This window comes from Brevundimonas diminuta (assembly GCF_050310045.1).
Taxonomy (GTDB): domain Bacteria; phylum Pseudomonadota; class Alphaproteobacteria; order Caulobacterales; family Caulobacteraceae; genus Brevundimonas; species Brevundimonas diminuta_F.
This window is the reverse complement of sequence record NZ_CP190005.1, coordinates 1,566,975-1,585,670: the sequence shown is the minus strand read 5'-3', so window position 1 is coordinate 1,585,670 and position 18,696 is coordinate 1,566,975. Positions and strand designations below refer to the sequence as shown.

Genomic DNA, 18,696 nt, shown 5'->3' with positions numbered 1-18,696 from the left:
CCGTCGGGATGAGCGGAGTTCATAGGACGGTGCTTTAAACCGACCGCAGAGGCTATCAGTGATAGCGGCGCAGCAGGCCGACCAGCTTGCCCTGAACCTCGACCTGATCGGGGCCGAAGATGCGGGTCTCATAGGCGCTGTTGGCGGGCTCCAGCGCGATTGACTGACCCTTCTTGCGCAGGCGTTTCAGCGTGGCTTCCTCACCCTCCACCAGGGCGACGACGATCTCGCCGGAAGAGGCGTTTTCGACGCGTTTGATGATGACGGTATCCCCGTCGAGGATGCCCGCTTCGATCATGGAATCGCCCTCGATCTCGAGCAGATAATGCTCGCCCGCGCCCAGCATGGCCTCGGGGACCGGCAGGCGCTCTCGTTCGTGCTGAATGGCGGCGATGGGGGTGCCTGCGGCGATCTTGCCCAGCAGGGGCAGGTCGCGCACGTCGTTAGCGGCCTCGGGCGCAGCGGCGCCGGGGTTCAGGCCGCCCCCCTGAATCACGTCGGGCCTGAAGGGGGCGCGGCCCTTGGCCGGGGCGGCGGTCGTCGCCTGTTCGGGCAGTTTGACCACTTCCAGCGCGCGGGCGCGGTGGGCCAGGCGGCGGATGAAGCCGCGTTCCTCCAGCGCCGTGATCAGGCGGTGGATGCCGGATTTGGACGCCAGATCCAGCGCCTCCTTCATCTCGTCGAAGGAGGGGGAAACGCCCGTCTCCCGGATGCGCTCATGAATGAACATCAGGAGTTCGTGCTGTTTCTTCGTGAGCATGGCGCAGAATCCAGAACAAGGCGTGAACCGACTGTGATGTTCTGTAAGTGTTCTGGTTAAAAGTCAACTAACGCCACGCTTGGGCGTCTGAAAGCAAAAACCCGCGCCTGCCGATCGACGGCGGGCGCGGGTTTTCAGTTTAGGTCGAGGCTGGCCTTAGCGGGCGGCCGGGGCGCCGTCCTTATAGCGGTCGAACCATTCCAGCATGGTGTTCATGCGGGCGGCGTTCTGGGACGGACGGACGGCCAGGCTGTGGCCGACGCCGGGGATCTTCACCAGAGCCGTCGGCACGCCGCGCAGTTGCAGGGCGGTGTAGTACTGCTCCGACTCGCTGACGGGGGTGCGATAGTCCTCGTCGCCGACGACGACCATGGTCGGGGTCTTGACGTTGCCGACCAGCGACAGCGGCGACCGGCGCCAGTAGGCCTCCGGGTTCTCCCACGGATATTCGCCGAACCAGTAGCGGGCGAAGGTGGCCGGGTTGTCGGCGGTCAGCGCAAAGCTGGCCCAGTTGATGACCGGCTTCTGGACCACGGCGGCCTTGAAACGGTCGGTCTTGCCGACGATCCAGCTGGTCAGCACGCCGCCGCCCGAACCGCCGGTGACGAACAGCTTGTTCGGGTCGGCGATGCCCTGGGCGATGATGTCATCGACGCTGCTGATCAGGTCGTCATAGTCGTTCGACGGATAGTTGTGGTGGATCAGGTTGGCGAACTCATACCCATAGGAGGTCGAGCCGCGCGGGTTGACCGACAGCACGGCGTATCCGGCGGCGGCGAACAACTGGTTGTCGGTGGCGAAGTGCGGGCCATAGGCGGCGAACGGACCGCCGTGGATTTCCAGCACCAGCGGGTAGCGCTGGCCCTCGACATAGTCGACCGGCAGCGTCAGCCAGCTTTCGACCGCGCGCTGGTCGTGGGATGAGGCGACCTGAATGCGGCGCACCTCGCCCAGACGGCGGGCGTTTAGGAAGTCGGCGTTCAGGTGGGTCAGCTGGATGCTGCGGCCGCCCTTCAGGACGTGAACATCGGCCGGGCGGCTGGTGGTGCCGCGCGTGTAGGCGATGGCGCCGTCATTGGCGACCGAGTAGTCGCCGCCGGTGTAGGGACGGCCGAAATCGTCGCCGGTCAGGTCTTCGATCAGATTGGTCAGGGCGCCGTCCAGCGACACGCGGGCGACCTTGGTGCGGCCCTGATCGTCATAGGCGACGTGGATCGAGCGGCCGTCGCGGCTCCACACCGGCGAGCGGACCGAGCGGTCCAGATTGCCGGTCAGCAGGCGGCTGTTCGAGCCGTCGGCGTCCATCACATAAAGGCCGGTGTTGTGGTAGCCCATGCCCTTGTCGTCATAGCCGAGATAGGCGATGCGGCGGCCGTCGGGCGAGGCGACGGGCGAGTTGTCGGGGCCTGCGCGGCTGGTCAGTGCGGTCAGGCCGCCGGTCTGCACGTTCAGGGCGTAGACTTCGCTGTCGGCTGTTTCACGCTGCCAGTCGGGGCGGCGGTTGGCGCTGAGGTACAGGGTGCGGGAATCGGGCGACCAGGACAGGCCGCCGCCGTGGTTGAAGTCGCCGTGGGTCAGCTGGCGCGCGCCGCCGCCCTCAGAGCCGACGACGAAGACCTGGCGGAAACCGGTCTTCAGATAGCCCTGACCGTCCGAGCGGTAGGCGACGGTATCGATGATCTCCAGCGGCGGAGCCCATTTGGCGCCTTCCGGCTTGGGCAGAGGCGAGCCTATCTTGGGCTTGTCGGCCGGAACCAGAACCGAATAGGCCAGTTGCTCGCCGTTCGGCGACCAGCTGATGCTGGACGGGGTGTTGGGCAGGTTGCTGACGCGCACGGCCTGACCGCTGGCCATCCAGCGGACGAACAGCTGGGGCGCGCCGCCCTCGGCGTTCGAGATGTAGGACAGGCGCGTACCGTCCGGCGACCAGCGCGGCTGGCGGTGCGATCCGGCCGAGGCGACCAGCGGCGAGTGTTGGCCCGTCTTGACGTCGATCAGCCAGATGGTCGGGCGCATCTGGTCGGTCATGATGTCGGCCGTCTGGCGGACATAGGCGATCTGGCTGCCGTCGGGGCTGATCTGGGCGTCGGAGGCGACCTCCATGCCGAACAGATCCTGGGCCGTGAACAGGCCGCGGTCGACGGAGGGCAGGGCGGCTTGAGCAGCCGCAGGCGCGGTCTGCGCCAGCGCGGGCGCATGGGCGCTCAGGATCAGGGCGCAGGCCGCCCAGGCGAATTTGTTCATCAGGAAACCCCCTATGGTTCGGCGGGGATCATAGGAGAGCGCGGGCAGGCGACAAGACATGGAAAAGGCCGCCGGAACGAATCCGGCGGCCCTTTTTAATGCGCGTTCCGAAGAAAAATCAGAACTTGAAGCTGGCCCGCAGCAGAAGCGTGTAGCGGACGTAGTCTTCCAGCAGTTCGGCGTCGCCGGTGATGGACAGCAGCCCCAGGTCGTTGCCGACATTCAGGCGGAAGCCCAGGATCGGCCCGCCGCCCTCGATGCTGGCGGGGTCCAGGGTGAAGGAATCGCCGCCCGAAGCCAGACGGGCGATGGTCTTGCCCGCATCGACCGAGAAGTTCTGGCGCCAGCCCAGGCGCACTTCCGGACGGATCCAGCCGTCCTTGCCGAAGCCGTATCCGATGTTGACCGCCGCGACGCCCGAGAACATGTGGCCGTCGCGCTTGTCGATATCGAGGTCGAACCCGTCGCCGCCGCCCTGTTCGGTGCGGGCGTCCTCGTTCAGCGAGAAATATTCGACATAGGCTTCCGGCCGCACGTTGATGCGGCCGAAGTGACGCTCATACGAGGCGCCGCCCGCGGCAGCCACGGTGAAGCCGTGCCAGGTCGACTTGTTCTTCAGGTTGATGCCGTCGGCCACCAGCTTGCGCGTGGCGTCGAAGGAGGCGTAGCCGCCTGCAGCCCGCGCCCAGGTCGACCAGTACTGCCCCTGTGCGCGCCAGTAGAGGCCCAACTCCAGCAGGTTGGCCGACAGGACTTCTTCGGCGGCCGCTTCGGGGTCTTCCAGGTCGGACGAGGTGAAGGCCGCCGTGACGCCGAAGGCGCCGACCTTGGTGCCGCGCTCGACGCCGCCCGCCAGGCCGAAGCCCTCGGAGCGGAAGCCGTAGGTGTCGGTCTTGTCCTTGTCGGCGTAGAAGTTGATTTCCTGCACCCAGGCGCTGGTTTCGCCCGGCGCAGCCGAGGCGTTGCGGCCGGTCAGGGCGCGGGTCACGGCGTCGACGCCGCTAGCCAGCGACAGCAGCGGACCGCCCGAGTGGTCGGGCAGCAGTTGCTGATAGATATGGAAGAAGCCGTCGCGGGTCGTCTGGTTCAGCATGGCCGCGCGGATCAGTTCATTGTCGGCCAGCCCGGCATAGAGCACATCATAGGCGGCGGCCTCGGCCTTGATCATGCCGGCTTCTTCGGCCGTACGGCGGCGGGCGTCGACGGTCAGCTTTCCAGCCGCCTGATCGACGTTCGACTTGACCACGAAGGCGTAGGGAGAGTTGTCCTGCAGCGCGCTCTGATCGATGGCGCCGACCTTCAGATCGCCCGCTTCGATGACGGTGAAGGAAGTCGGGTCCTTGATCAGGGAATCGAACCGCACGCCCAGACCGGCGCCGTCGGCCAGGGTCGCGTTGCCGCTGACCTTGAAGCCGCCTGCCGTGTTGTTCGCCGGGTCCAGGGTGACGATCAGCTTACCGTCGCCGCCCACGTTCAGGCTGCTGGCGGCGACCTGACCGGACTGACGGGCGTCCAGCGTGCCTTTGGAGATGTTGATGTCCAACTGGCCATCGCCGTTCGACAGCTTGCCGGTGACCACGGCGCCGCCGCTGATCGACAGGCGGTCCTTGCCGGTTCCAAAGGAAATGTCGCCGTTGACCGTGCCGTTGCGGATATCCAGCACGTCATCGCCCGATCCAAGGCGGATGTCGCCGCGAATGACGGGCTCATTGGCGTCCGGCACGCCGTCGCCGTCGGCGTCGGGCAGCTTGTGGTCGGGAATGACCACGCCGTCCTGAATCAGGGTGAAGCCCGTGGTGTTGGCGCTGACGTCGATGGCGATCGCCGAGCCGGTCCGCGCCACGTCCTTTTCAGGCGTGATGGCGGCGATGATCTTGCCGGTGTTGTTGATCGAGGAAAGCGTGCCCGACTCATCGCGCACGGCGACGGCGTCGCCCTTGGAGCCGCTCATCCCGGCAGTGATGGCGCCGGAATTGTCCAGCGCGCCGACGTTGGCGCCGCTGCTGATCAGAACGCCCGATGACTGATGCTCTCCGGAGCCGGTGGACAGGCTCTGGATCGCGCCGGAGTTGAGGATCTTGCCTGCCGTGACGCCGTCGCCGAAGTGCAGGGCGGTGCTGTCCGCCGTAACGGCGGTCGAGGTGATCGTGCCCTGGTTGCGCAGGCCGCCGCTGAGGGTGACGTCGTGGCCCGTGCCGCCGATCTGAACGCCCGTGGCGTCGACTTCCTTATAGATGCCGGAAGCCTCGATCGTGCCGCGGTTGATGAAGCCATAGGCGTCATCGCCGGTTCCGACGGCGCCGAGGCTGATGGCCTTGGTCTCCGATCCGACCAGCACGGCGGGCGCGCCGCCGAAGGTGCGGATCGTGGCCGTCGTTTCCTGAGCGTCGGGGATGCCGTCCTTGTCGCGATCCGGATCCTTCTTCTCTTCTTCCGTGGCGTCGTCTGGCAGCGGCGGCGGCGGGGCGTCGAACACCACGCCCTTGGTCACGTCACCCGCGATGCGGACAGCGGGACCGCCCTGCAGCATGTCTTCCGGCTTCAGGTTTTCCAGATAGGGCCGACCCTTGATCGGATCGCCCGTGGTCGGTTTGGGCGGCGGGGCCGTGGTGAAGCGGTAGCCCGTGGAGCTGACGGCGCCCTGAATCTTGACGGCGCCGTCGACGTCTCCGTCGATGGCCACGCCGGTGGCGTTTTCGCCCAGCACGCCGACGCTGCCCAGCACGGTCACATCGCCTGTCACGTCGCCTGTGGTGTGGATGCCGTATGCGTCGGCGCCGACGACGGTGATCTGACCCTGGCTGAAGATGTTTCCGGTCAGGGGAGCCTCGACCGTCAGGCCCGAGGACTGATTGCCCTCGACCTTGATGGAGCCGCTGGACTCGATGCGGATGTCGCCGACGAACGGCGCCGTGCCCGTGACGCGGACGCCGTGGCGGTTCGTGCCGTCGGCGAAGGGGCCGTCGGGAATGCCGTCCTCGTTCTCATCCTTATACTCCTCGATGGAGTCGGTGATGTTGATGGCGCCGGCGATGGTGACCTTGCCGGTGTTGCCGCCTTGAACCTCAATGCCCGTGGCGCCGTCGGCGGCCTTGAGCATGTCGATCTTGGACCCGGCATCCAGCTTCACGTCATGGCTGGAATCCAGCGTCACGGCCGTTCCCGAGGTGACGACGACAGAGCCTCCGCTGGCCAGCCGTACGGCGTCGGGCGCGCCGTTGTTGGCGGTCGAGGTGCGGACCGGGGTGGTCCGCTCGTTCGAAATGACCTGTTCGGCCTGAACGCCGGAAGCGACCATCAGGGGAGCGATCGCAACAGCGCTCGCGAGCAGAATACGCATTCGTAAGAAACCCCTCGTGGTCGCACGCGCAAGGATTGAAGGCGCCCCTCCTAACAGGGTCTGCGCCAGCATGCCCCAAGTTTCTCTAATTTGAGGCGAATGCAAGACCGGGCGTAGGGCGATCAATCTGAACGGCAGATGAAAATGCGCGCCTGCCGTCTTTCTCTTGAGCGTAGCCGTTACGGGCGTTACGGGCGAAAGAGCGAACTACAACCGTATCCGTCGCATCCAAAGCCGGAGCTTTAGCGTTAGCGTGAACAACGACAGGCAGAAGGTCCGCCGGATGAGCATGAATCCCATCGATGTGCAGGAAAGCGAGCTGCGGCTGTTTCCCGGCCTTGATGAAGACGTCGCCGACACCTTGCGGGCCATGAAGGCGGCGGCGACTGATTCCCGGCCGCGTCTGGTCGACACCACCATGCTTTTCGCGCCCCGTTCGGGTGGGGTGAAACGCTATCTGATGTCCAAAAAAGCCTGGTTGGAGGCCGAACGTCCCGGCGTTGCTCATAATCTGGTGGTGCCGGGTTCGGGCTATCGGACGGGATCGGACGGCATTGTCCGTCTGCAGGCGCCCAAACTGCCTTTCGGCGACGGATACCGCTGGCCGGGCTCGGTGCGACGCTGGGGCGCGTGGGTGTCGTCGCTGAACCCCGCGCTGATCGAGGCGGGCGATCCCTATACGCCCGGGCAGGGCGCGCTGGAGGCGGGACAGAGGGTCGGTTGCCCGGTCGTGGGTTTCTGCCATTCGGACCCTGCGGCGCTGGCGGCCCTTCATTTCGGCGAATGGGCCAAGAAGCCGGTTGAAAAGCGCTGGGCCAAGCTCTTCTCGCAGTTCGACCGCGTCGTCTCGCCCAGTCGATTCATCGCGCGGAGGCTGGAAGAGGCGGGCGTGGGCGGCATTGTGATTCGGCCGCTGGGGGTCGATGTCGACGCCTTCCATCCTGAGCGTCGCGACCGCGAGGCGCTGCTGAAGAAGCTGGGGCTGGATGCGGATGCGCGTCTGCTGTGCTTCGCCGGTCGCCCGGCCAAGGAGAAGAACGTCGGCGTCCTGATCGATGCGGTGCAGCGTCTGGGCGCGCCCTATCATCTGGTGCTGGTCGGCGCGGGGGCGGGGATGCCGCCTGAAGATCGCGTCATCTCCTTGCCGTATGAAAAGGACCCGCGCGCCGTGGCCCGCATCATCGCCAGCTGCGACGCCTTTGTTCACGCCAATGACAAGGAGCCGTTCGGCCTGATCGTGCTGGAGGCCATGGCCTGCGGCCGCGCTGTGGTCGGCGTCAATTCGGGCGGCGTGGCCGAGACGGTCGATGACAGCGTGGGGCAATTGGCCGCCTCGGCTGATCCGGTTGAATACGCCGCTGCGATCGAGGCGCTGTTTGCCCGTGATGTTGAAGCTCTGGGCCGTGCAGCGCGTATCAAGGCGGTTGAACACTTTGCCTGGAATCGAGTGTTCGAGGACCTGACCATGCTCTACGGCGAACTGACCGGTAAGGCGGAGTTCGTCACGCCTGCGCAGAGGCTGCCGATCAACTAAGATAGGACAGGATGGCGCATGATGAGAACGTCATCTGCGGTCGGTCTGGATGTTCATGAAATGCAGAAGGGGAGGGCGGCGCGCCACTCCCTCATTGCTGAGAAGGAGTGGCGCGAGTGACGGGGCTCGAACCCGCGACCTCCGGCGTGACAGGCCGGCACTCTAACCAACTGAGCTACACCCGCGTTCCCATCCGAAGCGCTGGTGCGCTGCGGCGAGGGGCGTCGTTTAGGCGGGGCTGCGTCGCACGTCAAGCGACCCGGCTGTGGATAAATGAAAACATCTCGCCGTCCGGCTGAAATGTGCCCGCATCCTCCATCACGCGCTTGGCTGAGAGAGCGGACGCGCCTTGTCATCGCCATTTCATGCTGCTTCTGGCGGTCGCGTGACGAGGCGAGAGGCGTGACCGCGCGGCTCAATCTGTCTCGAGGCTGATTTATGGACATCTGCGCCGCCTGTTTCGCGGATCATTGAAATGCCGGGAGCCTTCGAATGAGCCGGAATAAAACAGCCAAAAAAGTGCGAACCGTTCGCAACAAAAAACCTTTGCCGACATGGGTTTGAACCCTGACGAGGTTGGGTCTAAGAAGCCCCGAATCCGCCCTCTACCTCCCGGCGGGCGAGGCAGCTCGAATGAACGAATTTCTTCTAGAATATCTTCCGATCGTCGTTTTCCTGGGCATCGCGATCGTGCTCGGCGCCGGCTTCATGCTGGCGGCCTGGGTGCTGGCCCCCAAGAACCCCGACACCGAGAAGCTCTCGGCTTATGAGTGCGGTTTCAACGCCTTTGACGATGCGCGCATGAAGTTCGATGTGCGCTTCTATCTGGTGTCGATCCTCTTCATCATCTTCGACCTGGAAATCGCCTTCCTGTTCCCGTGGGCGGTGTCGATGTTCGATCTCTCGACCGGCGGCATGGTGTTCGCCTTCTGGTCGATGATGGTCTTCCTCGGCATTCTGACGGTCGGCTTCATCTACGAATGGAAGAAGGGAGCCCTGGAATGGCAGTGATCGCCCCCACCAGCCCCCTGGTCCCCGCCGGCCCAAGCTACGGCTCTGGCGCGCGTTCGACCGTCGAGGGCTATGATCCCAAGATCCACGATAAGTTCTTTGAGTCCGTCAATACGGAGCTGGGCGAGCGCGGCTTCCTGACGACCTCGCTGGACGACGTCATCACCTGGGCGCGCACGGGTTCGCTGATGTGGATGTCGTTCGGTCTGGCCTGCTGCGCCGTGGAGATGATCCACCTGTCGATGCCGCGTTTCGACCTGGAGCGCTTCGGCACCGCGCCGCGCGGTTCGCCGCGCCAGTCGGACCTGATGATCGTCGCCGGGACGCTGACCAACAAGATGGCTCCGGCCCTGCGCAAGGTCTACGACCAGATGCCGGACCCGCGCTACGTCATCTCGATGGGGTCGTGCGCCAACGGCGGCGGCTATTATCACTACAGCTACAGCGTCGTGCGCGGCTGCGATCGCGTGGTGCCGGTGGACGTTTACGTTCCGGGCTGCCCGCCGACCGCTGAGGCCCTGCTGTACGGCATCCTGCAACTGCAGAAGAAGATCCGCCGCACGGGGACCATCGAGCGATGAGCGAACTGGTGCGCGTTGCGGAGCGCGAATCCGCCCTTACGCCCCTGGGCACGGAAATGGTCGCGGCGCTCGGCGTCGAGGCTGTGGTGGCCTATGGCGAATTGACCCTGATCGCCCCGCGCGAGAAGATCGTCGAGGTCATGACGGCCCTGCGCAATCAGTTCGGCTTCCAGCTGTGCATGGATGTCTGCGGCGCCGACTATCCCGACCGCGCCGAGCGGTTCGAGGTCGTTTACCACCTGCTGTCGCTGACGCGCGCCGCGCGCGTTCGCGTCAAGGTGTCGACCGACGAAGTGCAGCCGGTCCCCAGCGTGACCTCGGTCTATCCGTCGGCGGGCTGGTTCGAGCGTGAAGCCTTCGACATGTACGGCATGATCTTCTCGGATCACCCGGACATGCGCCGCATCCTGACCGACTACGGCTTCCAGGGGCACCCGCTGCGCAAGGACTTCCCGATGACGGGCTACGTCGAAGTCCGCTACGATGAAGAGCAGAAGCGCATCGTCTATGAACCGGTGAAGCTGACGCAGGAATTCCGTAACTTCGACTTCCTGTCTCCGTGGGAAGGCGCCGACTATCCGACCGTCCTGCCGGGCGATGAAAAGGCGGGAGCGCAGTAATGGCCGACGTCAAGAACATGCCGGCGCCGATCGGTTCGGCCATCGACCCGTTCGAGGACTATGAAGACGGCCTGACCCCGCACGCGCGGGCGATGGACGACCGCAAGTTCACCATCAACTTCGGCCCGCAACACCCGGCCGCGCACGGCGTGCTGCGTCTGGTGCTGGAGCTGGACGGCGAGCTGGTCACGCGCGTCGATCCGCACATCGGCCTGCTGCACCGCGGCACCGAGAAGCTGATGGAGGCGCGCACCTACCTCCAGAACATCCCCTACCTGGACCGGCTGGACTATGTTTCGCCGATGAACCAGGAGCATGCCTTCTGCCTGGCCATCGAGCGGCTTCTGGGCGTGGACGTGCCGTATCGCGGCCAGCTTATCCGCGTACTCTACGCCGAGATGGGCCGCATCCTGAACCACCTTCTGAACGCGACCATGCAGGCCATGGACGTGGGCGCTCTGACCCCGCCGCTGTGGGGCCACGAAGAGCGCGAGAAGCTGATGGTTTTCTATGAGCGGGCCTGCGGCGCGCGTCTGCACGCCAACTACTTCCGTCCGGGCGGCGTCCATCAGGACCTGACGCCCGAGCTGATCGACGACATCGGCCGCTGGTGCGCCGAGTTCCCGGCGGCGCTGAACGACATCGAAAGCCTGGTCACCGAAAACCGCATCTTCAAACAGCGGAACGTCGACATCGGCGTGGTGTCCAAGGAAAACGCCATGGCCTGGGGCTTCTCGGGCGTCATGCTGCGCGGCTCGGACATCGCCTGGGATCTGCGCAAGGCCCAGCCGTACGACTGCTACGCCGACATGGAGTTCGACATCGTCGTCGGCAAGAACGGCGACTGTTGGGACCGCTACCTGTGCCGCGTCGAAGAGATGCGCCAGTCGGTGCGCATCATGGAGCAGTGCATCCACAAGCTGCGCAACTGCCCCGGCGAGCCGGTCCTGTCGGAAGACCACAAGGTCACGCCGCCGCGTCGCGGTGAGATGAAGCGTTCGATGGAAGCGCTGATCCACCACTTCAAGCTCTACACCGAGGGCTTCAAGACGCCGGAAGGCGAGGTCTATGCGGCCGTCGAGGCGCCCAAGGGCGAGTTCGGCGTCTATCTGGTGTCGGACGGCACCAACAAACCCTACCGCGTCAAGCTGTCGGCGCCCGGCTTCCGTCACCTGCAGGCGATGGACTGGATGAACCGCGGCCACATGCTGGCGGACGTGTCCGCCATCCTCGGCTCGCTCGACATGGTGTTCGGGGAGGTGGATCGATGAACCGACCGCTTTCCGAACGCCTGAACCAGGGCTGGGAACTGGTCAGCTATTCGACGACCGCCCCTTATGGCGAGCAGCAGCAACACTGCTTCCTGATCCGCCGTCAGGGCCAGCACCGGGTTCTGACCGTCCGCAAGAAGGTGCTGGGCGAAGGCACTGTTGTTTCTGAGATGGAAGTCTGATGTCCGTTCGTCGTCTCGCCAAGGAGCAGCCTGCCTCTTTCGAGTTCTCGAAAGAGACGATGAAAAAGGCTCAGTGGTGGATCCAGAAATACCCGGAATCGCGTCGTCAGTCGGCGGTGATCCCGGTGCTGTGGCTGGTCCAGAAGCAGGAAGGCTGGGTCTCGGAGCCCGCCATCCGCGCCATCGGCGACCTGCTGGGCATGGCCTATATCCGGGTGCTGGAGGTCGCGACCTTCTACACCATGTTCCAGTTGACGCCGGTCGGTAAGGCCGCGCTGATCCAGGTCTGCGGCACGACGCAGTGCATGCTGCGCGGCTCCAACGAGCTGATGCGCGTGTGCCGCGAGAAGATCGGTCCCAAGGACGAACTGTCCGCCGACGGCCGCTTCACCTGGCAGGAAGTCGAGTGCATCGGCGCCTGTTCGAACGCGCCGGTGGCCCAGATCAACGACCTCTATTACGAAGACCTGACGCCGGAAAACATGGCCCAGATCATCGATGATTTCGCTGCGGGCAAGACGCCGAAGGCGGGCAGCTATGTCGGTCGCCACTCGTCCGAGCCGGTGGGCGGCGCGCGCGTTCTGACGGACCCGGCGCTGTATGACGGCTCGGCCGCGAAGAAGATCAAGAAGCTGCCGAACTCGGAGCCCGTCGCTGAAAAGGCGCCGGTCTGATGGGGCGGCCGGACCTCGAAACTGAAGCGGGCAGGGCGGCCTATCGGGCCGAGCTGCGTCGCGTCGGCTGGCGCCCGCGTTGGGCGGGGCTGGCCTGTATCGTGGTCGCGGCCGCACTGGTTTTGTTCGCGCGCGAGGGCCGTTTCGGCCTGACTGAAAACGCGGTGATGGCGGCCTATGGCCTGTTGGCCGTGGGATGGGTGCTGGTGATTTACGCCGTCTTCCAGCGCACCCGCCACCATAAACGCCGCATGGCGGAAGGACTTTAAGGGATCATGGTCGGCATCCTCCAAGACAAGGATCGGATCTTCACCAACCTCTATGGCTTCCATGACTGGGGCCTTGAGGGTGCGAAGACGCGCGGCGCGTGGAACGCCACCAAGGACATGCTGGACCTTGGCCGCGACTGGATCATCAACAACGTCAAGAACTCGGGCCTGCGCGGACGCGGCGGCGCCGGTTTCTCGACCGGGCTGAAGTGGTCCTTCATGCCCAAGGAAGTGAAGGATCGCCCTCACTACCTGGTCATCAACGCCGATGAGTCCGAGCCCGCGACCTGCAAGGACCGCGAGATCATGCGTCATGATCCGCACCTGCTGATCGAAGGCGCGATGATCGCCTCCTTCGCCATGCAGGCGCACGCCTGCTACATCTATCTGCGCGGCGAATACATTCTTGAGCGCGAGCGCATGGAAGCCGCCGTCAAGCAGGCCTATGAGGCCAGGCTGATCGGTGACGACAACGTCCACGGCTGGGACTTCCACGTCTATATCCACCACGGCGCCGGGGCCTATATCTGCGGCGAAGAGACGGCTCTGCTGGAAAGCCTGGAAGGCAAGAAGGGCCAGCCGCGCCTGAAGCCTCCGTTCCCGGCGGGCGCGGGCCTCTATGGCTGCCCGACGACCGTGAACAACGTCGAGTCGATCGCTGTCGTCGGCACCATCCTGCGTCGCGGCGCCGACTGGTTCGCCAGCTTCGGCCGTCCGAACAACGCGGGCACCAAGCTGATGTCCCTGTCGGGTCACGTGAACACGCCCTGCGTGGTCGAAGAGGCCATGTCGATCCCGCTGCGCCAGTTGATCGAGGATCACGGCGGCGGCGTGCGCGGCGGCTGGGAAAACCTGAAGGCCATCATTCCGGGCGGCGCGTCCTGCCCGGTCATCACGCGCGAACAGGCCGAAGTCGCCCTGATGGACTTTGACTCCATGCGCGAAATGCGCTCGACCCTCGGCACGGCGGGCGTGACGGTCATGGACCAGTCGACCGACATCGTGAAGGCAATCGCCCGCATCAGCTACTTCTTCAAGCACGAGAGCTGCGGCCAGTGCACGCCGTGCCGTGAAGGCACCGGCTGGATGTGGCGCGTGCTGGAACGCATGGCGATCGGCGATGCCGACCCGTCCGAGATCGACCTGCTGCTCGACGTGGCTGGTCAGGTCGAAGGCCACACCATCTGCGCCCTCGGCGACGCCGCCGCCTGGCCCGTTCAGGGTCTGATCCGGCACTTCCGTCACGAGATCGAAGAGCGCATCCACACCTACCGCAGCCGCCGCGCGAACTTCGCCGGCCACGCGATCGCGGCGGAGTAATCGTAATGCCTATCGCCAAGGTCAACGGCGTTGAAGTCGAGTTCGAACCGGGCATGACCGTGCTGCAGGTCGCCGAGCGCGCCGGGCAGGAAATCCCGCGGTTCTGCTACCACGAGCGCCTGTCCATCGCCGGCAACTGCCGCATGTGCCTGGTCGAGGTGAAGCCTGGACCGCCGAAGCCGCAGGCTTCGTGCGCGCTGCCGGCCGCCGAAGGTCAGGAAATCTTCACCGACACGCCGATGGTGAAGAAGGCCCGCGAAGGGGTGATGGAGTTCCTGCTCATCAACCACCCGCTGGACTGCCCGATCTGCGACCAGGGCGGCGAATGCGACCTGCAGGATCAGGCCGTGGGCTATGGCCGCGACGGCTCGCGCTATGGCGAGAACAAGCGCGCGGTCGAAGAAAAGAACATGGGCCCGACGGTCAAGACGTTCATGACGCGGTGCATCCAGTGCACGCGTTGCGTTCGCTTCATCACGGAAGTGGCGGGCGTTCCTGACATCGGCATGATCTCGCGCGGCGAAAGCGCCGAGATCACCACCTATCTGGAAAAGAACATCGACAGCGAACTGTCGGGCAACGTCAACGACCTGTGCCCGGTGGGCGCCCTGACGCACCGCCCGTGGCAGTATCACTACCGCCCGTGGGAGTTGAAGAAGACCGAGACCATCGACGTGATGGACGCGCTCGGCTCGAACATCCGCGCCGACTCACGCGGCGCCGAGGTCATGCGCGTGCTGCCGCGCGTGAACGAGGGCATCAACGAGGAGTGGCTGTCGGACAAGAGCCGCTACGCCGTCGACGGCCTTCAGGCGCGACGTCTGGACCGCCCGTGGGTGCGTGAGAACGGCAAACTGCGTGCAGCGTCGTGGGACGAGGCCCTGTCGGTCGTGGCTGACAAGCTGAAGGCGGCCCCGGCCGACCGTATCGGCGTCATTGCGGGCGACCTTCAGGACGCCGAGTCGATGAAGGCGACGCTGGACCTGTTCCGCGCGCTGGGTTCGGCCAACACGGACTGCCGTCAGGACGGCGCGGCGCTGGGAGGCGAGGCTCGCGAGGGCTGGCTGTTCAACTCCGGCCTGCAAGGCATTGAAAACGCTGACGCCATTCTGATCGTCGGCGCCAATCCGCGCACCGAAGCGCCGCTGCTGAACGCGCGCATCCGCAAGACCTGGCTGAAGGGCGGCGTCGAGATCGGCGTTATCGGCCCGCAGGCCGATCTGACCTATGACTACAACTACCTCGGCGCCGGTTCGAAGACCGTCGGCAAGCTGCCCAAGGCGGCGACCGACTTCCTGACCAAGGCTGAACGCCCGGCGATCATCGTCGGCGCGGGCGCCCTGATCGGCGAGACCGGCCCGGCTGTGCTGAACGCCCTGGGCGCGCTGGCCAAGAAGGTCGGCGTGGTCAAGGACGGCTGGAACGGCTTCAACGTCCTGCACAGCGCCGCCGCGCGCGTCGGCGGTCTGGACATGGGCTTCCTGCCGGGCGAGGGCGGTCTGGATGTGGCCGCCATGCTGAAGCCGGGCGCGCTGGACGTGCTGTTCCTGCTGGGCGCCGATGAGGTGAACGCGGACGCATCGGGCGCCTTCCGCGTCTATCTGGGTTCGCACGGCGATCGCGGCGCGCACGGCGCGGACGTGATCCTGCCCGGCGCGGCCTATACCGAGAAGTCGGGCCTGTACGTCAACACCGAGGGCCGGGTGCAGATGGCCGAGCGCGTGGTCTTCCCCAAGGGCGAGGCCAAGGACGACTGGGCCATCATCCGCGCCCTGTCGGAACGCGTCGGCCACAAGCTGCCGTTCGACACGCTGGCGCAACTGCGCACCAAGCTGATGGGCGACCATCCGACCTTCGGCCGTATCGACTATCTGGCGCCGGCTGCGACGTTCGACGTCGCCAAGCTGGGCGCCAAGGGAGACCTGGGCGACGTCGCCTTCGTCTCCGTCATCGCCGATCCCTACCTGACCAACCCGATCGCGCGCGCCAGTGAAACCATGGCCCAACTGTCCGCTGAGCGGACGGCGCCGGTCGCCCTGGCGGCGGAGTAAATCATGGACGCTGCGACTTCCTTCTGGACCACGCCTCTCGGTTGGACCCTCGCCACGGTCGGCGGGATTCTGCTGGTGGTGGTCGGTATCCTGATCTCCCTGGCCTTCCTGTTGCTGGCCGACCGCAAGATCTGGGCGGGTGTTCAGCTGCGCAAGGGGCCGAACGTGGTCGGCCCCTTCGGCCTGCTGCAATCCTTCGCCGACTTCTTCAAGTTCGTGCTGAAGGAGATCGTCATCCCGGCCGGGTCGGACAAGGTGGTCTTCATCCTGGCCCCGCTGATCAGCTTCGTGCTGGCCTTCGTGGCGTGGGCGGCGATCCCGTTTGCGCCGGGCTGGGTGGTTGCGGACCTGAACGTCGGCATCCTGTATATTCTGGCGATCAGCTCGCTGGGCGTTTACGGCATCATCATGGGCGGCTGGGCTTCGAACTCGAAGTATCCGTTCCTGGGCGCGCTGCGTTCGGCGGCGCAGATGGTGTCGTATGAAGTCTCGATGGGCCTCATCATCATCAACGTCATCCTGCTGTCGGGGACGATGAACCTGACCCAGATCGTGACCCAGCAGTCGGGCTGGATCTGGAACTGGAACGCCTTCGGCGGTGGCCTTGAGACTCTGCCGACCATCATCGTCATGCTGCCGATGACCGTGGTCTTCTTCATCTCGGCGCTGGCCGAGACGAACCGCCCGCCGTTCGACCTTCCCGAAGCAGAGTCGGAACTGGTGGCCGGTTATCAGGTCGAATATTCCTCGACCCCGTACCTGCTGTTCATGATCGGCGAATACGCCAACATCGTCTTCATGTGCGCCATGATCACCCTGCTGTTCTGCGGCGGGTGGAACCCGGGCTTCCCGACCGACTTCCTGAACAGCGTCCCGGCCTTTGTCGCCAACCTGTTCTACCTGCTGGTCTTCATCATCAAGGTGGTCGGCTGGTTCTTCATGATCGCGCTGGTGAAGGCTTTCGTGCCGCGTTACCGCTATGACCAGTTGATGCGCCTGGGCTGGAAGATCTTCCTGCCGGCCTCGCTGGTGGCTGTGGTCTTCGTGGCGGCGTGGCGCGTGTTCGCGGTGGGGGCATGATGGGCGTTCGCGCCACAATGCTGACCGGCCTGGCCGTCCTCGCGACGGCTGGCGCCTGCGCGCCCTATGAGGCCGACCCCGTGTCGGTCTATCAATGGGAGCGCAAGGTGCAGGACGTTGAACGGCGCGCGGCGGAACGCCAGCGCCTTTGCCAGACCCTCGACAAGGAAAGCGCCCGCTATCAACGCGAGTGCGCCGGAGTGAAATCGTAATGCTGACCCGTATCGTTCAGGCGGCCAAGGGCGCGATGCTGACCGACGTGTTCGGCGCTGTCGGCCTGTCGCTGAAGTACATGGCCAAGCCCAAGGCCACGGTGAACTATCCGTTCGAGCGCAACCCGCAGTCGCCGCGATTCCGTGGCGAACACGCGCTGCGCCGCTATCCGAACGGCGAGGAACGCTGCATCGCCTGCAAGCTGTGCGAGGCCATCTGCCCCGCCCAGGCGATCACGATCGAGGCCGAACCGCGCGCCGACGGCAGCCGCCGCACGACGCGCTACGACATCGACATGGTCAAATGCATTTACTGCGGCCTGTGCCAGGAGGCCTGCCCGGTGGACGCCATCGTCGAGGGGCCGAACAGCGAGTTCGCCACCGAGACGCGCGAAGAACTGCTCTATGACAAGGCGCGCCTGCTGGACAACGGCGACCGCTGGGAGCGTCTGATCGCGAAGAATCTGGAACTCGACGCTCCGTATCGCTAAACGGAGCGGCGATTCCGCCACGCTGACCCTGACCTTCGGGCCGGGGCCGATTTTGGAAGGGTCCGGGGTTCCCCCTTGGGCCATTGGTTTTGAAGAGGGGCGTCGTCCCGCACATGTTGCAAGGCCTGGCCTTCTATCTTCTGGCGACGGTCGCCGTGGTTTCCGCCCTGCTGGTGGTGACCGCGCGCAATCCCGTGCACTCCGTTCTCTGGCTGATCCTGACCTTCTTCTCGGCAGCCGGTCTGTTCGTTCTGCTGAGCGCCGAGTTCCTGGCGATGCTGCTGGTCGTCGTCTACGTCGGCGCTGTGGCGGTGCTGTTCCTGTTCGTCGTCATGATGCTGGACGTCGACTTCGTGAAGCTGCGCGAAGGATACGCGCGCTACCTGCCGCTGGCGGGCATCGTGGCGGGCGTTCTGCTGGCCGAGATGATCATGGTGTCGATCACCGTCGTTCAGGGCGGCGCCGCCCGCGACGCGACCTCGCCGGTTCCGGCCGGGCCTGATGTCACCAACATCGAGACGATCGGCCGCGTGCTCTACACGGACTACGTCTACTTCTTCCAGGCGGCGGGCGTGGTCCTGCTGATCGCCATGATCGGCGCCATCGTCCTGACCCTGCGTCACCGTCCGGGCGTGCATCGCCAGGATCTGGCGGCCCAGGCCAACCGCGAACGCGCCAAGGCCGTCGAGATCAAGTCCGTGACCACGGGCCAGGGCGTCACCCCCGAGGAGCTTCTGTAATGGATATCTCGCTCCAGCATTATCTGGCGGTCGCCGCCATGCTGTTCACCATCGGCGTCTTCGGCATCTTCGTGAACCGCAAGAACGTCATCATTATCCTGATGTCGGTCGAGATGATCCTGCTCGCGGTGAACATCAACTTCGTGGCCTTCTCGACCCACCTGAACGACGTGTCGGGTCAGCTGATGGCCATGTTCGTCCTGACGGTCGCCGCGGCCGAGGCCGCTGTCGGCCTGGCCATTCTCGTGACCTTCTTCCGTAACCGCGGCGACATCGCGGTCGACGACGCCTCCGTGATGAAGGGCTGATCGGAACC

At 65.2% G+C, this 18,696-nt stretch carries 18 protein-coding genes and 1 tRNA gene; 15 read left to right on the top strand and 4 right to left on the bottom strand.

Annotated elements, in window-relative coordinates; all coding sequences use genetic code 11:
- Nucleotides 1-55 precede the first annotated feature (55 nt).
- From lexA to ACORJG_RS07695, 3 genes are all read right to left on the bottom strand, one after another.
- Nucleotides 56-760 carry a transcriptional repressor LexA gene (lexA, locus tag ACORJG_RS07705; RefSeq protein ID WP_346530062.1) on the bottom strand — a complete coding sequence of 235 codons (705 nt, stop codon included), beginning with the start codon at nt 758-760 and terminating at the stop codon, nt 56-58.
- A gap of 156 nt (nt 761-916) precedes the next feature.
- Complete coding sequence (locus tag ACORJG_RS07700; protein ID WP_427792865.1) at nt 917-3,004, bottom strand: prolyl oligopeptidase family serine peptidase; 2,088 nt, start codon at nt 3,002-3,004, stop codon at nt 917-919.
- Between the two features lie 118 nt (nt 3,005-3,122).
- Nucleotides 3,123-6,344 (bottom strand): autotransporter outer membrane beta-barrel domain-containing protein, encoded by a 3,222-nt coding sequence (locus ACORJG_RS07695; protein WP_427792864.1) that lies wholly within the window; start codon nt 6,342-6,344, stop codon nt 3,123-3,125.
- A 283-nt stretch (nt 6,345-6,627) separates the two neighbouring features.
- Here ACORJG_RS07695 and ACORJG_RS07690 point away from each other — a divergent pair, with 283 nt between their 5' ends.
- The gene (locus tag ACORJG_RS07690) at nt 6,628-7,878 is read left to right on the top strand and encodes a glycosyltransferase (protein WP_427792862.1); all 1,251 of its coding nucleotides are present in this window, start codon (nt 6,628-6,630) and stop codon (nt 7,876-7,878) included.
- 108 nt (nt 7,879-7,986) lie between these two features.
- Here the strand turns inward: ACORJG_RS07690 and ACORJG_RS07685 are convergent.
- Nucleotides 7,987-8,063: transfer RNA gene (locus ACORJG_RS07685), tRNA-Asp, on the bottom strand.
- A gap of 448 nt (nt 8,064-8,511) precedes the next feature.
- Here ACORJG_RS07685 and ACORJG_RS07680 point away from each other — a divergent pair.
- The 14 genes from ACORJG_RS07680 (at nt 8,512) to nuoK (ending at nt 18,688) form a co-directional block, all read left to right on the top strand.
- Nucleotides 8,512-8,889, top strand: coding sequence for an NADH-quinone oxidoreductase subunit A (locus ACORJG_RS07680; protein ID WP_427792860.1), 378 nt, complete (start codon nt 8,512-8,514; stop codon nt 8,887-8,889).
- On the top strand, nt 8,859-9,470 hold the full coding sequence (locus ACORJG_RS07675) for a NuoB/complex I 20 kDa subunit family protein (RefSeq protein WP_427792858.1): 612 nt from the start codon (nt 8,859-8,861) through the stop codon (nt 9,468-9,470). Before ACORJG_RS07680 ends, ACORJG_RS07675 begins: the two co-directional genes overlap by 31 nt.
- A complete protein-coding gene (locus tag ACORJG_RS07670; protein WP_427792856.1) occupies nt 9,467-10,090 on the top strand; it encodes an NADH-quinone oxidoreductase subunit C in 624 nt (207 codons plus the stop codon). Before ACORJG_RS07675 ends, ACORJG_RS07670 begins: the two co-directional genes overlap by 4 nt.
- 92 nt (nt 10,091-10,182) lie before the next feature.
- Nucleotides 10,183-11,361: an NADH-quinone oxidoreductase subunit D gene (locus tag ACORJG_RS07665; RefSeq protein WP_427792997.1), complete on the top strand. Its 1,179-nt coding sequence runs from the start codon at nt 10,183-10,185 to the stop codon at nt 11,359-11,361.
- On the top strand, nt 11,358-11,543 hold the full coding sequence (locus tag ACORJG_RS07660; RefSeq protein WP_346530048.1) for a hypothetical protein: 186 nt from the start codon (nt 11,358-11,360) through the stop codon (nt 11,541-11,543). Before ACORJG_RS07665 ends, ACORJG_RS07660 begins: the two co-directional genes overlap by 4 nt.
- Nucleotides 11,543-12,217, top strand: coding sequence for an NADH-quinone oxidoreductase subunit NuoE (gene nuoE / locus ACORJG_RS07655; protein WP_427792854.1), 675 nt, complete (start codon nt 11,543-11,545; stop codon nt 12,215-12,217). Before ACORJG_RS07660 ends, nuoE begins: the two co-directional genes overlap by 1 nt.
- On the top strand, nt 12,217-12,486 hold the full coding sequence (locus ACORJG_RS07650) for a hypothetical protein (protein WP_346530044.1): 270 nt from the start codon (nt 12,217-12,219) through the stop codon (nt 12,484-12,486). The genes nuoE and ACORJG_RS07650 overlap by 1 nt, the downstream gene beginning before the upstream one ends.
- Before the next feature lie 6 nt (nt 12,487-12,492).
- Nucleotides 12,493-13,806 carry an NADH-quinone oxidoreductase subunit NuoF gene (gene nuoF / locus ACORJG_RS07645; RefSeq protein ID WP_346530042.1) on the top strand — a complete coding sequence of 438 codons (1,314 nt, stop codon included), beginning with the start codon at nt 12,493-12,495 and terminating at the stop codon, nt 13,804-13,806.
- A gap of 5 nt (nt 13,807-13,811) precedes the next feature.
- The gene (gene nuoG, locus ACORJG_RS07640; RefSeq protein WP_427792851.1) at nt 13,812-15,857 is read left to right on the top strand and encodes an NADH-quinone oxidoreductase subunit NuoG; all 2,046 of its coding nucleotides are present in this window, start codon (nt 13,812-13,814) and stop codon (nt 15,855-15,857) included.
- Between the two features lie 3 nt (nt 15,858-15,860).
- Nucleotides 15,861-16,937, top strand: coding sequence for an NADH-quinone oxidoreductase subunit NuoH (nuoH, locus tag ACORJG_RS07635; protein WP_346530037.1), 1,077 nt, complete (start codon nt 15,861-15,863; stop codon nt 16,935-16,937).
- Nucleotides 16,938-16,954: 17 nt separating this feature from the next.
- Complete coding sequence (locus ACORJG_RS07630) at nt 16,955-17,149, top strand: hypothetical protein (RefSeq protein ID WP_427792849.1); 195 nt, start codon at nt 16,955-16,957, stop codon at nt 17,147-17,149.
- The gene (nuoI, locus tag ACORJG_RS07625; RefSeq protein WP_003170180.1) at nt 17,149-17,640 is read left to right on the top strand and encodes an NADH-quinone oxidoreductase subunit NuoI; all 492 of its coding nucleotides are present in this window, start codon (nt 17,149-17,151) and stop codon (nt 17,638-17,640) included. Before ACORJG_RS07630 ends, nuoI begins: the two co-directional genes overlap by 1 nt.
- 113 nt (nt 17,641-17,753) lie before the next feature.
- Complete coding sequence (locus ACORJG_RS07620) at nt 17,754-18,380, top strand: NADH-quinone oxidoreductase subunit J (RefSeq protein ID WP_040345165.1); 627 nt, start codon at nt 17,754-17,756, stop codon at nt 18,378-18,380.
- On the top strand, nt 18,380-18,688 hold the full coding sequence (nuoK, locus tag ACORJG_RS07615) for an NADH-quinone oxidoreductase subunit NuoK (RefSeq protein ID WP_003164596.1): 309 nt from the start codon (nt 18,380-18,382) through the stop codon (nt 18,686-18,688). The genes ACORJG_RS07620 and nuoK overlap by 1 nt, the downstream gene beginning before the upstream one ends.
- Nucleotides 18,689-18,696: the final 8 nt, after the last annotated feature.

Excerpts from the sequence above, each read along its gene's own strand:
- ACORJG_RS07695 (WP_427792864.1), bottom strand. The coding sequence starts at position 6,344 with ATGCGTATTCTGCTCGCGAGCGCTGTTGCGATCGCTCCCCTGATGGTC.
- ACORJG_RS07630 (WP_427792849.1), top strand. The coding sequence starts at position 16,955 with ATGCTGACCGGCCTGGCCGTCCTCGCGACGGCTGGCGCCTGCGCGCCC.
- ACORJG_RS07650 (WP_346530044.1), top strand. The coding sequence starts at position 12,217 with ATGGGGCGGCCGGACCTCGAAACTGAAGCGGGCAGGGCGGCCTATCGG.
- ACORJG_RS07620 (WP_040345165.1), top strand. The coding sequence starts at position 17,754 with ATGTTGCAAGGCCTGGCCTTCTATCTTCTGGCGACGGTCGCCGTGGTT.
- nuoK (WP_003164596.1), top strand. The coding sequence starts at position 18,380 with ATGGATATCTCGCTCCAGCATTATCTGGCGGTCGCCGCCATGCTGTTC.
- nuoH (WP_346530037.1), top strand. The coding sequence starts at position 15,861 with ATGGACGCTGCGACTTCCTTCTGGACCACGCCTCTCGGTTGGACCCTC.
- ACORJG_RS07660 (WP_346530048.1), top strand. The coding sequence starts at position 11,358 with ATGAACCGACCGCTTTCCGAACGCCTGAACCAGGGCTGGGAACTGGTC.
- ACORJG_RS07700 (WP_427792865.1), bottom strand. The coding sequence starts at position 3,004 with ATGAACAAATTCGCCTGGGCGGCCTGCGCCCTGATCCTGAGCGCCCAT.
- ACORJG_RS07675 (WP_427792858.1), top strand. The coding sequence starts at position 8,859 with ATGGAAGAAGGGAGCCCTGGAATGGCAGTGATCGCCCCCACCAGCCCC.
- nuoG (WP_427792851.1), top strand. The coding sequence starts at position 13,812 with ATGCCTATCGCCAAGGTCAACGGCGTTGAAGTCGAGTTCGAACCGGGC.
- nuoE (WP_427792854.1), top strand. The coding sequence starts at position 11,543 with ATGTCCGTTCGTCGTCTCGCCAAGGAGCAGCCTGCCTCTTTCGAGTTC.
- ACORJG_RS07670 (WP_427792856.1), top strand. The coding sequence starts at position 9,467 with ATGAGCGAACTGGTGCGCGTTGCGGAGCGCGAATCCGCCCTTACGCCC.
- nuoF (WP_346530042.1), top strand. The coding sequence starts at position 12,493 with ATGGTCGGCATCCTCCAAGACAAGGATCGGATCTTCACCAACCTCTAT.
- ACORJG_RS07690 (WP_427792862.1), top strand. The coding sequence starts at position 6,628 with ATGAGCATGAATCCCATCGATGTGCAGGAAAGCGAGCTGCGGCTGTTT.
- ACORJG_RS07680 (WP_427792860.1), top strand. The coding sequence starts at position 8,512 with ATGAACGAATTTCTTCTAGAATATCTTCCGATCGTCGTTTTCCTGGGC.
- lexA (WP_346530062.1), bottom strand. The coding sequence starts at position 760 with ATGCTCACGAAGAAACAGCACGAACTCCTGATGTTCATTCATGAGCGC.
- nuoI (WP_003170180.1), top strand. The coding sequence starts at position 17,149 with ATGCTGACCCGTATCGTTCAGGCGGCCAAGGGCGCGATGCTGACCGAC.
- ACORJG_RS07665 (WP_427792997.1), top strand. The coding sequence starts at position 10,183 with ATGGACGACCGCAAGTTCACCATCAACTTCGGCCCGCAACACCCGGCC.